Source organism: Halobaculum sp. MBLA0147, assembly GCF_041361345.1.
GTDB lineage: Archaea > Halobacteriota > Halobacteria > Halobacteriales > Haloferacaceae > JAHENP01.
The window spans coordinates 2062789-2075469 of record NZ_JBGKAD010000001.1 but is presented as its reverse complement, the minus strand read 5'-3'; the positions used below and the strand labels follow the sequence as shown (position 1 = coordinate 2075469).

The 12681-nt window shown below is 70.7% G+C and carries 12 protein-coding genes; 5 read left to right on the top strand and 7 right to left on the bottom strand.

The genetic code is table 11. From position 1 onward, the window contains the following. Window positions 1-38: 38 nt before the first annotated feature. The 3 genes from RYH80_RS09855 to RYH80_RS09845 all read right to left on the bottom strand — a co-directional run bounded on the left by RYH80_RS09855 (window position 39) and on the right by RYH80_RS09845 (window position 3411). Window positions 39-1151, bottom strand: coding sequence for an aminotransferase class I/II-fold pyridoxal phosphate-dependent enzyme (locus RYH80_RS09855; RefSeq protein ID WP_370903698.1), 1113 nt, complete (start codon window positions 1149-1151; stop codon window positions 39-41). Window positions 1152-1257: 106 nt separating this feature from the next. After that, window positions 1258-2364 (bottom strand): archaeosine biosynthesis radical SAM protein RaSEA, encoded by a 1107-nt coding sequence (locus tag RYH80_RS09850; RefSeq protein WP_370903697.1) that lies wholly within the window; start codon window positions 2362-2364, stop codon window positions 1258-1260. 102 nt (window positions 2365-2466) lie between these two features. Beyond that, window positions 2467-3411, bottom strand: coding sequence for a CPBP family intramembrane glutamic endopeptidase (locus RYH80_RS09845; RefSeq protein ID WP_370903696.1), 945 nt, complete (start codon window positions 3409-3411; stop codon window positions 2467-2469). 172 nt (window positions 3412-3583) lie between these two features. Here RYH80_RS09845 and RYH80_RS09840 point away from each other — a divergent pair, with 172 nt between their 5' ends. Both RYH80_RS09840 and RYH80_RS09835 read left to right on the top strand, forming a co-directional pair. Then, complete coding sequence (locus RYH80_RS09840) at window positions 3584-3925, top strand: ArsR/SmtB family transcription factor (RefSeq protein WP_370903695.1); 342 nt, start codon at window positions 3584-3586, stop codon at window positions 3923-3925. A gap of 25 nt (window positions 3926-3950) precedes the next feature. Next, window positions 3951-4262: a DUF7521 family protein gene (locus tag RYH80_RS09835; RefSeq protein ID WP_370903693.1), complete on the top strand. Its 312-nt coding sequence runs from the start codon at window positions 3951-3953 to the stop codon at window positions 4260-4262. Between the two features lie 132 nt (window positions 4263-4394). On the opposite strand, the gene RYH80_RS09830 is transcribed toward RYH80_RS09835, so the two are convergent. Beyond that, window positions 4395-5204 (bottom strand): PHP domain-containing protein, encoded by an 810-nt coding sequence (locus tag RYH80_RS09830; RefSeq protein ID WP_370903692.1) that lies wholly within the window; start codon window positions 5202-5204, stop codon window positions 4395-4397. 373 nt (window positions 5205-5577) lie between these two features. Here RYH80_RS09830 and RYH80_RS09825 point away from each other — a divergent pair, with 373 nt between their 5' ends. From RYH80_RS09825 to RYH80_RS09815, 3 genes are all read left to right on the top strand, one after another. Then, a complete protein-coding gene (locus RYH80_RS09825) occupies window positions 5578-6330 on the top strand; it encodes a GNAT family N-acetyltransferase (protein ID WP_370903690.1) in 753 nt (250 codons plus the stop codon). Between the two features lie 154 nt (window positions 6331-6484). Further along, complete coding sequence (locus RYH80_RS09820; protein ID WP_370903689.1) at window positions 6485-7285, top strand: P-loop NTPase; 801 nt, start codon at window positions 6485-6487, stop codon at window positions 7283-7285. A 132-nt stretch (window positions 7286-7417) separates the two neighbouring features. Continuing rightward, window positions 7418-8521 carry a DNA primase gene (locus tag RYH80_RS09815; RefSeq protein ID WP_370903688.1) on the top strand — a complete coding sequence of 368 codons (1104 nt, stop codon included), beginning with the start codon at window positions 7418-7420 and terminating at the stop codon, window positions 8519-8521. Between the two features lie 37 nt (window positions 8522-8558). Here RYH80_RS09815 and rnz read toward each other — a convergent pair whose 3' ends face one another. From rnz to RYH80_RS09800, 3 genes are all read right to left on the bottom strand, one after another. Continuing rightward, the gene (gene rnz / locus RYH80_RS09810; protein WP_370903687.1) at window positions 8559-9491 is read right to left on the bottom strand and encodes a ribonuclease Z; all 933 of its coding nucleotides are present in this window, start codon (window positions 9489-9491) and stop codon (window positions 8559-8561) included. An 89-nt stretch (window positions 9492-9580) separates the two neighbouring features. Beyond that, window positions 9581-10930: an ABC transporter substrate-binding protein gene (locus RYH80_RS09805; RefSeq protein WP_370903685.1), complete on the bottom strand. Its 1350-nt coding sequence runs from the start codon at window positions 10928-10930 to the stop codon at window positions 9581-9583. 141 nt (window positions 10931-11071) lie between these two features. Continuing rightward, the gene (locus RYH80_RS09800) at window positions 11072-12589 is read right to left on the bottom strand and encodes a carotenoid oxygenase family protein (RefSeq protein WP_370903684.1); all 1518 of its coding nucleotides are present in this window, start codon (window positions 12587-12589) and stop codon (window positions 11072-11074) included. Window positions 12590-12681: the final 92 nt, after the last annotated feature.

The following is a 12681-nucleotide window of genomic DNA, read 5'->3' as shown; positions in this document are numbered from 1 at the left end:
GGAGTCGTGTGCAGCGGGTTCCACGCGAGAGACACACCTCACGCGGAGCCGTGGCGCTCGATCACGTCGCCGATCCGCGCGAGCCCCTCGCGGAGCTCGGCGGTCTCGTGGCCGAAGCCGAGCCGGAAGTGGCCCTCGACCCCGAACGCGTCGCCGGGGGCGAGCACGACGGACGCCTCCTCGACGACGGTCCGGCAGAAGTCGCGCGACCCGTCGAACCCATCCGGAATCTCGGGGAAGGCGTTCACGCCGACGGGGTCGTGCCAGTCGAGATCGTGGGTGGCGAGCCAGTCGGCGACGATCTCGTGGTGCTCGCGGGCCAGCGCCCGGTTCGTCTCGAGGATCTCCGTCTCCTGGTCGCCCAGCGCCTGTTTCGCGACGTGTTGCCCGAACAGCGACGGGGAGATGGTCGTGTAGTCCTTCCAACGGACGGCCGTCTGGACGAGCGGCGCCGGCCCGGCGACCCAGCCGAACCGCGTCCCGGCGAGGCCGTACGCCTTCGTGAGACTCGTCGTCGAGATCCCGTGGCGACCCATACTCGCGACGCGCGGGAGCGGGTCGGGCGCGAGGCCACGGTACACCTCGTCACACAAGAGGTAGGCGTCGTGTTCCGCCGCGATGTCGTACAACTCCCGGACGCGTGCCTCGGGGTGGTAGCGCCCGGTCGGGTTGTTGGGGTTGTTGAGCACGAGCACGGCGGTGTCCTCGCGGACGGCGCGGCGGACGGCGTCGGTGTCGAGTCGCCACTCTGGCGGATCGAGTTGGACGCGCGTCACGTCCCCGAGGGCGGCGGGGACGCTGTGGAGCGCCTGGTAGGTGGGCGTGACGACGACGGCGTGGGTGCCCTGGCCGACGCGCTCGTCGTGCCCCGGGGCGGCGGGGTCGCTCACCAGCGAGAGGAAGGTGAGGAAGTTCGCCTCCTGGGTGCCGCAGGTGAACGCCACCTCGTCGGCACTGCGGTCGTAGCGGGCGGCCACCTCCGCGCGGAACGCCGGGTCGCCGTCCGTCGGGATCACGTAGCCGAGTTTCCCCGGGTCGAGGTCGAAGCGGGCGGCGGGCAGCGAGCGGATCCCCGACTCCGCCAGCATGATCTCCGCGTCGTGTTCGTGGTCGTCGAACCAGCGTTCGAGTTCGAAGGGTGCGATCTGCATCTGGTGAGCGTGTCGTGGGACCCCGGCAGTGTGAGGCTGGTGGTGGCGGCGGTGTGTGTCCTCGCCGCTGGCGGTCACGACGGCGCACTCGGCGGCGTGCGTTCCGTCACCGGACGAGCGGCTGACTGTACGACGCCCCCTCCTCACACACCAACTCCCACGTCCGTTCGCAGTCACACGACACCTGCTCGAACACGCTCGGGTCCTGTCGGAGGTCGAAGTCCTTGATCGCCGTCTGGACGCGGTCGTCACACTCCCCGCAGTTGTGGGCGCCGCGGTCGCTGCCGTGGCCCACGGGGTCCGAGACGACGATGGCGTCGGCGTCGGCGGTCCGTTCCAACACCGCCGCGACCGACCAGAGCCACGGCGGCCGGTAGCCGCCACGGAAGTGTAGCTCGTCGACCATCGTGTACCGCTGGACGTTACACGGGTTCATCGAGACGGTGTGACACCCCTCCACGTCGGCACAGCGGCGGACGGACGACACCATGTCTTCGAGCGCCTCCGCCTCCGAGAGGAACGGTGGCTTCATCAGGAGGTACGCCTTCACGCCCGCGTCGGCGGTGTCCGGGTCGGCGTCGACCTCGGCGACGCCCGCTGCGGCGGCCTCGAACTCCGCGAAGTCGAAGTACTTGTTCACGCAGTCGTGTCGCACTCGGTCGGTCGCGGTCTCCAACCCGACCGCCACGTCCGTCGCCAGCCCGCGGTCGGTGAAGTCGCGCACCTTCTCCGGGTCGACGAAGTCCGGCAGCGACTCGACGACGATCCGCTCGCGGTCCGCGAACGTCTCCGCGATGGCACGGCGGCTCTCGGCGCCCACCTCGCGCTCGTCGAGGAACGACCCCGACGTGTAGATCTTGATCAGCTCCGCCGGCTCGTCGGCGTTCTCGCGTTCGTGTTCCAGACAGACCTCGATCTGGTCCAGCAGGGCCTCGTGCGTGACAGAGCCGCCCTCGACGGACTCGGCGACGTAGCCACACATCGTACAGCCGCCGGCGCGGGCCCACCGGCAGCCGCCGGTGTTGAGGATGATCGTCAGCGACTGGTACACCCCGCCGGGGGTGTTGTCCTCGTCGAGCCACACGCGCGTCGGCTCGTGTGGGTCGTAGCTGGCGTCCTTCTCCGCACGGATCTCCCGCATCGCCTGGTTGTGGGCGTCCATGCCGCGCCCACGCTCGTACACCTCCGGCGTGGGTTCTCCCGACTGACTCATTACCCGTTCGAGGCCGTCTGCGGGGAAAAGTGGTCGGGTACGGGGCGAGCCTGCGAGGGCGAGTCGACGACGGGAGCCGCGGTGGTTCCTGTCCGTTCCCGTCTACCAGGACTCGTACGCCGACAGCCGCAGTCGGAGGCCGCCCTCGTACCACGCGGTCGCAGCGACCACACCGAGACCGACGACGACGAGCCAGACGCTGTTGACCCACCCGGCGATCTCGACGAGTCGATCGGGTCCGGTGAACTCCGGCGCGACGACCGTCGGGAGCCGCTCCCCGATGGGACGCACACGCGACAGCCCGAACACGTCGTTGACCGCGAGGTCGAACGCGACGTGGAGTCCGATCGGGACGGCGAGACTGTCGGTGGTGAGGTACGCGACACCGAGGACCACGCCGGCACCGGTCCAGAACCCGAGTGCGAGCGCCGAGCCGGCCTGATCGGCGTGGAGCCCACCGAACACGACCGACGTGACGAGGAGCCCACCGACGGCGGCCGCCCGGTCCGAGAGTCGTCGCCCGCGGAGTCCCTCGACGGCGTTGCGCAAGAGCAACCCGCGAAAGAGGAGTTCCTCCCAGACGCCGACGAGGAGCCAGTTGCAACTCCACAGGACGATCCCCACACCGAACGGGAACGCCGCACCGGCGACGAACAGCCCGTCGACGCGTGCCCACCCGGCGAGGAGACTCGTCGCCAGCGCGCCACCCCACCCGAGTGTCCCGACCGCGAAGCCGAGTGCGGCGCCGCCGAGCCACCGGCGGTCGAGCCCGAGTCCGTACGCCGCCACGGGCCGGCGGTCGACGAGGCGCGCCCACGCGACGACGAGTGCCACGACCAGCGCGGCGGCGACACCCTGTGCGGCGAGACTCCCGAGCACCGTCGGCCCGTCGACGGCCGACGCGGCGACGCCGCCGAGCGCGGTCGCAGCGACGCCGGCGACCAGCGCGCCGACGGCACGCCACAGTGCCCGCGGGCGATTCTCGGTGCGGTTCCACAGCGGTGCGACGATTCTGTCCCGGATCGTTCGGGTCGTCTCGACTGCCATGCGTGTCTCCGCGTGGGTTCCGACGAGAGTAGTACGGCCGGCAGTGGCTTCAGCCAGTGAAGTCACGCGCGGGGGTACTCGGGTGAGGCGCTCGTCGCGGCGGTCGGGTGGCGAGAGATTTACACTACAGCGCCGTGCCGACACGGACGGATGCCCCGAGAGGTGCCAGACAGTGACGGACGACCCCGACCCCGGCACGGTCGCCGGGCTGCTCGCCGACGACGCCGCACGGACCATCCTCGAAGCGACGGCGCGCGAGCCGCAGTCGGCGGCCGCGCTGCGGGAGGCGTGCGACGTCTCCGGGCCGACGGTGTACCGCCGACTCGAGGAGTTGGAGGACGCCGGCTTGGTCGTCGCCGAGACGGAACTGGACCCGGACGGCGACCACTACGAGGTGTACACCGCGACGCTCGACCGCGCGGTGTTCGACCTCCAGCCGGACGTGGTGACCTGCTCCGTCAGTCGCCGCGAGCGGCTCGCCGACCGCTTCACCAGCGTGATCGAGGAGATGTGACCGGCCAGCAGGGAGTGTGGTCTCGATGATCGAACACACACTCCAACTTGGACTCCCCGAGCGGCCGCTCCGCCACCTCAGACTGCTCGGTGAGGGCGTCGGCGTCCTCCTCGGACTGGTGATCGCCTACATCGCCCTGCGGGGGTACTACCAGAACCGCAGCCGTGCGATGCTGTTCGTCGGCGTCGGCTTCCTCCTCGTGCTCGGAGTCCCCGCGGTCGCGACACTGCTCGCCTTCGTCGTCCCGGTCTCGGTCACGACGCTCAACCTCGTGATTCAGGGGTTCGAACTCGCCGGGCTCGGCAGTATCCTCTACGGCCTCCGCTACGAGCCCTGAGGACCGGCGGTCACGCCTCGACCACACCCACGTACCGCCCAGCGCGCTCGTGTCGGCCACACTCACGTACCGCCGAGCGGGCTCGTGTCGACCACACTCACGTACCGCCCAGCACACTCGTGTCGCCCTCCCTCACGCACCGCCGAGCGCGCTCGTGTCGAGGCGCGCCCGGAGTCGCTCCCAGTCGGCGGCGTCGAGACCGGCGACGCCGAGGGTCTCGTCGTGGGCGTCGCTCCCGCCGGTCCGGAGCAGTCCCTCGGCGTCGACCAGCTCGTCGACGGGCGTCGGGTCGGGCTGGTCTGTGCCCGCGTAGTCGTAGAACCGCTCGACGGCGTCGAGATCGTACGTCGAGATCAGATCGAGCGCGGCGGCGGGGTCGTCGTACCGGAACGGGTGTGCGAGTCCGACCACGTCACACGCCTCGCGCAGGAGTGGCACCGCCTCGTCGACCGGCGTCACGTCCCGCGGGACGTAGCAGGGACGGCCCGCGCCGATCAGGTCGTCGAACGTCTCGCCGTAGTCGTACGGCGCGTCGCTGGCGGCGACGGCGCGGGCCACGTCCGGGCGCCCGAACCCCGGTTCGACGGTCACGTCCAGATCGACACCGGTCTCGGCCTCGACGCGAGTGACGATCTCGCGGCCGCGCCGCTGGCGGTCCCGTTGAATTCGGTCACACTCCGCCGCCAGCGCCGCCGTCTCGTGGAGCCCGTAGCCGAGCAGGTCCACGCGCTCGGTGTCCGTCTCGACCCGCAGTTCGATCCCGCGGACGACGGTGATCCCGTCGAGTGTCTGGACCGGCGCGTCGAGTCCCGGGTGGTAGCGGTCGTGATCCGTGATCGCGACGACGGACACGTCGGCGGCCCGCGCCGCCGACGGTACCGCGTCCAGTGTCAGCGTCCCGTCGGAGACCGTCGTGTGTACGTGGAGATCCGCGACGACCATACCACGCCTCCGGTCGCGACCGTCTTCACCGCCCCGGTCCGGACTCGCGCCGGCTCGACTCTCGTCGACTGATCGCAGCACCCACTCGGCACCCCTCGTCTCCCGTCGACTGATCGCAGCACCCACTCGGCACCCCTCGTCCCCCGTCGACTGCTCGCAGCACCCGCTCGACCCAACTCGGAGGGTGTGTCCGAGCACCGATTCGACCGTCAGACCCGCGTCAGACACGCTCTCGCCCGTGTCCCTCCCGTCTCCCGGTCTCCACCCGAAACGGAGGGGATCTGTGAACGTGTCACAGTCGAGACGGGACCGCCGCTCCCAGCGTGGGACGACGGCACACACCGTTTAGTACCAGTACGCCGTACGGAGTCACATGCGACTCAGGAACGCACGCCGCGAGGACGTAGACGCAATCCGAGCCATCGCGCGCGCCTCGACGGCGGCCTCCTACGGGCACGCGTTGTCGGAGACGGTGATCGACGAGGCGATCGAGTCGTGGTACGGCTCCGAAGAGTTGGAGGGGGAGATCGACGACGACGACGCGGTGTTCGTCGTCGCGGACGACGACGGCGACGTGGTCGGGTTCGTCCAGAGCTACTACGTCGAGCGCCGCGAGCCGGTCGGCGAGATCGACTGGCTCCACGTCGCCCCCGACGAGCGGGGCCGTGGAATCGGGCGAGACCTCTTCGCGCGGTGCGAGCGGACGCTACGCTCGCGCGGTGTCGAGCGGATCGAGGGGCGCGTGCTCGCGGCCAACGAGACCGGCGCGGAGTTCTACGAGGAGGAGGGGTTCACCGTCGCCGGGGAACGCGAGATCGAGATCGGCGGCGAGTCGTTCACCGAGCGGTTCTACTCGAAGTTCCTCGACGACGGCGGCGAGCAGGTGTTGACGGAGGCACGGACGGACACCGACGGCGAGCGGATCTACGTCGCCTTGGACGAGGCCGAACGCGGCGGGCAGGCGCCGTTCTACGTCACCTACGAGGATCGCGACCGCACGACCCGCCGCGGGTTCCTCTGTGGCGCCTGCGACACCGTCGTGGACACGATGGACGCGATGGGCCGCGTCGAGTGTGCCTGTGGCAACCGCCGGAAGGCGACCCGCTGGGACGCCGCGTATCTCTGAGCACTCACGAGGTCCGCGTGCGACGTGCGGGACTCGACACCGTCCGACCCTCACGGCTCGACACGACCCGAGGCCAGGGGTCGTCTTCGATCCGCACCGACCACGCCGCGCCGTCGGCGAGTGAACTAAGTACACTCGGGGTCGCTTGTCGGGTATGAACGGGCGGGTACTCGCGGTCGCCGGCGCGAAAGGGGGCGTGGGGAAGACCACGACCAGCCTCAACCTCGCGGCCGCACTCGGCGCGGACGGCCGCGCCGTGGTCGTCGTCGAGGCGGATCTGGCGATGGCCAACGCCGTCGACTTCCTCGACGTGGAGGTGGGTGACCGCCCGACACTCCACGAGGTGTTGGCCGGTCGCAGCGGCGTCGAGGCGGCGACGTACCCCGCTCCGGGCGGGTTCGACCTGGTCCCCGCCGGCACCACGCTGGAGGGGTTCATGGACGCCGAGGTCTCGCGGTTCCCGGACGTGATCGAGGCGCTGCGGGCCCGCTACGACGCCGTCGTGATCGACACCGGCGCGGGCGTGTCCCGCGAGACAGTCGTCCCGACCGGTGCCGCCGACGCGACGATCCTCGTCTCGACGCCACGGGTCGCCTCCGTCCGCGACGCCGACAAGACCACCTCCGTCGCGGAGCGGGCCGGGGCGCCGGTCGGTGGGATCGTCCTCACGAAGTCCGGGACCGGGCGCTCCCCGCCCGCCGAGCGGATCGCGCAGTTCCTCGACACGGACCTGTTGGGGCACGTCCCGCAGGATCCGGCGGTACCGAAGTCACAGGACGCCGGCATCCCGGTGGTCGCGCACGCGCCAGACAGTGAGGCCGCCGTCGCCTACCGCGAGATCGCCGGGGAACTCCGCCAGCGACCGGATCTCGTCGGGATGTCCGTCTCGCGCGGCGAGGCCGGCTTCCAGTTCGGCAACGTCGACACCGCCGCCGACGGCGGGGACGGGCGGTGAGTCGCGCTCGTCGTCGGTGACCCGATCACACCGGTGTGACAGTCCGTCGTAGTCACCCGCGTCTCGTGCCGACGACCGTCCACTCCGGGGACCGCAGGGCTTACCCACGGACCACTCCAATCCGGCACCGGTATGGACCCCCTCGACGCGCGGTACCCGTTCCTGTCGAGCGCTCGCGAGGCAGTGCGGACGGCGGAGGTGGACCTGGCGACGCTCGTGGCGACGGCCGACCCGGTCGTCGAACGGGCCGGCGAGCGCGTCGAGCGGGCACTGTTGGAGGGGACGACGGCCAGCGAGCGTCCGCGCGACTGGAACACCCGCGAGGAACTGCTGTCGTACCCGGTCGCACGGATCCTCGTCTCCCTCCTCGACACGGAGGCGGCCGTCGAGAAGTACGCCACCGCGGAGGCGAAGACCGCCCACGAGCGGTTCACCGAAGATCTCGCGCGCGACGACGGCCGTGCCGACCGGATCGACCTCCGGCGACTGCTGACGGAGTTCGACCTCGCGCACCGGTGCGAGCCGGAGCCGGCCAGACGCGGCGCGCCGGAGCCACAGTGGTTCCGCCTCGGCGTCGGCGCGTACCTCTCGCTGGTCGACACCGCGTGGGGTGACGACTGGCGACTCGTCAACCGCGAACTCGCCGACGGAGTCGTCCGCGTCGAACGCGAGGAGCTGTACCGGCTACTCCGGGCGGCGGTCCGTGCGCGAGTCCGCGAGGGGCTCCCGTTCGACGGTGTCGGCGAGGCCATCGCGACGGAGTTGGAGGCGGAGGTCGCGGAACTGCGGTCGTTGCTCGCCGAGCGCACCGGCCGCGCCGACGTGGACACGCTCGCGCCGGAACTGTTCCCGCCGTGTCTCGCGTCGCTGCTCGCGGACGTACGCGACGGCGCGGAGGTGTCCCGACAGGCGCGGTTCGCGCTGCTCGCCTTCCTCGCGGCGGTCGGCGTCGGGCAAGAGGACGTCGTGAAACTGTGCGCGGGCGGGATCGGCGTCGACGAGATCGCCGAGACGCTCGCGGTCGTCGCCGACGGCGACGGGAGTCAGTACCCGCCACCCTCCTGTCGGACGCTGGCCGCCTACGGCGTCTGTGAGAACGCCGACGACCACCGGGCGGTCGCCGCACACCCGCTGGACTACTACGAGCGACGACTCGACGAGGCCGGGTCGGTGACGGACTGGCGCGAGCGCGACGATCCGACGCTCCGGCTCGCCGGCGAGGACGCGACGCCGTGACGCGCCGGGGTGTCGTGAAGCGTCCGAAGCGGCAGCCTCAGTCCGCGTCGGGGAACGGCACCTCGATCTCGTGGCCGTCGTCCGGGAGCACGACGTGGCCGTCGAAGACGGCACGTGCCTCCCGTTCCAGTCGCTCGGCGTCGGTCGCGTACCGCGAGGAGACGTGTGTGAGCGCGAGCCGCCGCACGCCGGCCTCGGCGGCGAGTTCACCGGCCTCGTGGGCGGTCGCGTGGCCGGTCGACTCGGCGCGGTCGCGGGCCTCGTCGGCGAACGTGGCGTCGTGGATCAGCAGGTCCGCGCCCTCGGCGACCCGTCGCGTCGCCGGCACCGGGCGCGTGTCGCCGGTGTAGACCACCGTTCGACCCGGTCGGGGTTCGCCGACGACCTGTTCGGGTTCGATCACGCGCCCGTCGTCCAACTCCACCGTCTCCCCCTCGTGGAGCCGGCCGTACGCCGGGCCGGGTGGGATTCCCAACTCCTCTTCGGCTTTTTGCCGGTCGAACCGCCCCTTCCGGTCGTCCTCGACGAGCGCGTAGCCGACGGAGGTGGTGCGGTGTTCCGTCTCGAAGGTTCGTACCTCGTACTCCTCGGCGGCGAGTGCCACGCTGTCGGCGGTCACCTCGTTGAGTCGGACCGGGAACGACGGGTCGTGCCCCGCCGCGTGGACCAGCGACTGGAGCTGGCGACGCGACCCGGGCGGGCCGTGGATCGCCAGCGGCGCGTCGCGGTTGTTGAAGTCCATCGACTGGACGAGACCGGGTATCCCCAACACGTGGTCGCCGTGGAGGTGCGTGACGAACAGGTGGTCCACGTCGAACCCCGTGCCGAACCGCATCATCTGGCGTTGTGTCCCCTCGCCGCAGTCGAACAGCAGCGACTCACCCTCGCGGTTCACGTGGATCGCACTGGGGGCGCGTTCGACCGTCGGTACCGCCCCGCTCGTGCCGAGGAAGGTGACCCGCAACGTCATGGACTCTCCGTCGGAGGCCACACGAGAAAACGTCGTCGGAGTCGGCCGCGGCCGGCTCGCCGCGTCCACGTACTACCCCGCTCGTCGCCTCACTGCGGCGCGAGTGCGTCCTGCACCACGGAGGTGTACGACGACTCGCCCTGGTTGTACGGCACCTGTCGGAAGACGGTACCGTCGAAGGTGTCCTCGAACACGCTGGCGAAGCGGTTCGACAGTTGCTGGCCGTAGTCGTTGTTGACGTACAGCGTCGCGGCAGTCGAGGAACTCAGCCGGTCGGAGGTGACCTTCGCCATCACGCGGCCCTGCAGCCGGTCGGACGGGGCCGTCCGGAAGATGAAGTCGTCGTCCTCGAGGTTCGTCACCGACAGCGCCGTCGAGGACGGCGAGCAGCCGACGACCTCGTTCTCGATGAAGACGGACTTCGAGACCGGGACGTTCACGCCCGAAGAGGCGGTCCCACAGACGGACGGGACACCGGCGTTGACGAGCCGGTTCGCGGCCGAGGTCCCGGCGTTCGGCGAGGTCTCCGTGTCCTCGACCTGTGCGTTCACCGAGAGGTCCACGTCCGCCTCGTTGACTTCCATCGCGGGGAGTTCGGCCGCCTGGATCATCGGCTGTCCGACAGAGGCGAGGTTCCCCGTCTCCGGCAGCAGGATCCCGACGCTCATCTCGCGACCGAACCCGCCGGGGCCGCTGTCCGCGGACGGGCCGTTCCCCTCGGGGTTGGCCCCCTCGAAGTTCTGGACGTCCTCGGTGTTCGTCGACTGCTCGTCCGTGCCGGCGAACGTCCAGATGGCGTACGCGGCCGACGCCGGGTCGCCGTTCTGGTCGAAGTTGACCGCCGACGACGCCCCCTGGTAGTTCACGTCCTCGCCGTTGGCGGCCGCCTCGACCCCCTCGACGAGGTTGTCCGGCGTGACCTCCATCCCACCGGGGTTGGCGACGCGCCGCATCTGATCTCTGATCGACGGGCCGGAGTTCTCCCCCGCGGCGGCGTTCGCCAGCAGTTGGACGGCGACGGAGTCGTACGACTGGGAGGTGAACACGCCCGGCGACTCGCCGTACTCCTCTTCGAACTTGGTGGTGAACGCCTCCTGTGCCGGGCCGCCCGCTGCGGGTGCGGTGCCGGTGACGTTCGCCATGTCGTTGCCGACCTGTGCCGGGAGTGCGCCGTCGCGCAGCCCGTCCGGGACGAGGATCTCCTCGCTCCCGTCGCTGACACCGTAGTAGTCGCGGAACAACTGCGTCCCGTCTTCGGGGTAGCCGATGACGATCAACGCGTCCGGCCCCTCGCCACTGCCGGACCCGCCGGTCGTCGTCCCGGTTGCGTCCCCGTCTCCGCCGCCGTTCCCGCCGGAACAGCCGGCCAGTGCCGTGACACCCGCGGCACCGGCCGCCTGCACGAACCGTCGTCTCCGTACTGTGTTGTCGTCTGACATACAGGGCAGTGTATATCACGCACCTTCAAAAAGCTACCCGCTCCCGCACCCGGATTCGCCCCCGTCGCAGGTCGTGTCGGGGCCGGAGAGAGACACTCGTCGAGGGAGCGCGAGACCGTGCAGAAGCGCACGTACACCCTGTCACGGAGTCAGTTCCGGGAAGAACCGCCCGTGGAAGGCGAACGGCAGCGCCAGCGGGAGTGTGACGCGTGCCAGTTCCGCGAGGTCCGCACCGTCGAGGACGAACAGCCGGGACCGGCTCGCGTCCGTGTCGAGCCCGACGGTGAGGACCACGCCGTCGTCTTCGGCGGTGTCACCCCAGTCGCCGTGACCGCTGCTCGCGCCGCTCCCGCGACCACCGTCGCCGTGGCCGGGCCGCCGCCCCGACCGCGGGACGAAGATCGGCTCCGAGAAGTGGTCGGCACCGTCGTCGAACTCGCGGACGCGGCCGGTCTCCGTGTCCAGTTTCACGACGCCGGTGGGCCACTGGGTGACCGGTTGTGCGGTCCGCTGAGCGTACACGTAGCGGTGCGGGCGACACCACCGCGCCGGCGAGACGGTCGGCAGCGCGGAGCCGTCGTACAGCCGCCGGCGGTCGACGGTCGGCGCCTCCCGGTGGCCGCCGCGGTCGATCCGGAACCGCTCGATCCGGCCGCCCAGCACGTCCAACTCGCCCGCCCGGAGCCGGTCCAACGAGAGCGTGGCGACGGACTCCGCGTCCGGGACGGTCTCCACGTCGACGACGAGATCGTCGCCGTCCTCGTAGGCGTTCGCGTGGTGGAAACCGAAACACGGCTCTGCGGTCGCCTCGGCGACGACCGTGCCGTCCGCCCGGTCGACGACGCGGAGTCGGGTCCCACGATCCGGCTCCCAGCGGAAGTTCTCCACGAACGGCCCCTGCCGGCCGGGTTTGAGGAACGCCAGCGGCTCCACCACGTACGGGAACTCGGTGAAGACGACGTAGTTCGGCGTGAGCGCGAAACTGTGCATGTAGCTCGGCTGGTCCGTCTCGACGCTGGCGACGTGGCGGCGGTCCGTCGGCGAGACGATCTCGTACACCTCGTAAGTGTGGCGGCGCCCGAACGACGTGTCGAAGGTGACGAGCCGGCCGGTGTCGGGGTCGCGTCTGGCGTGTGCACAGGTGAGTTGTCCGCTGGGTACGTCGCCGTCGTACGTCACGTCGCCCGTCGTCGCGAGCGTGTCCGGGTCGAACTGTACCTGTCGTGGCGTCTCCGTGAACGCGAGGTAGTCGTCGCCGACGCGCTCGGCGATCACGTTGGTGTTGTCGTACGGCTCTCCGACCAACATCCCCCACAGGCGCTCGCGGAGCGTGGTCTCGCCGGTCGCGAACCCGCCGGTGAACTCCCCCTCGCGGGCGGCGGCGAACGCGTCCGTCCGGAGGAAGCGGTTCCGGAAGGTGACGCGGTCGGCGGCGCCGTCGAGTCCGAACCGTGTCGGCATCGCCAACCCGTCGAACCAGTGGTCGACGCTCGCCTCCCCGACCTCGAACGCCCCCGGGCCGTTGCGGAGCAACACCCCCGAGAGCCAGTCGGGGAGCGTTCCGACCACGTCGAGGGTAGCTCGCGTCTCGTCCGTGAGCGACAGCGAGTGGAACCCGTCCGGTTCCGTGGGCCGGCGTGTGCGCTGCGTGTCTGTCACTGTGGATCGTCAGGAGCGGCGCCGATATAAGCGTGGCTCGGGCGGATCGCGAGGGCGTGTCCCGAGGGCCGGAGCGGAGCGTCGGCGGGGGA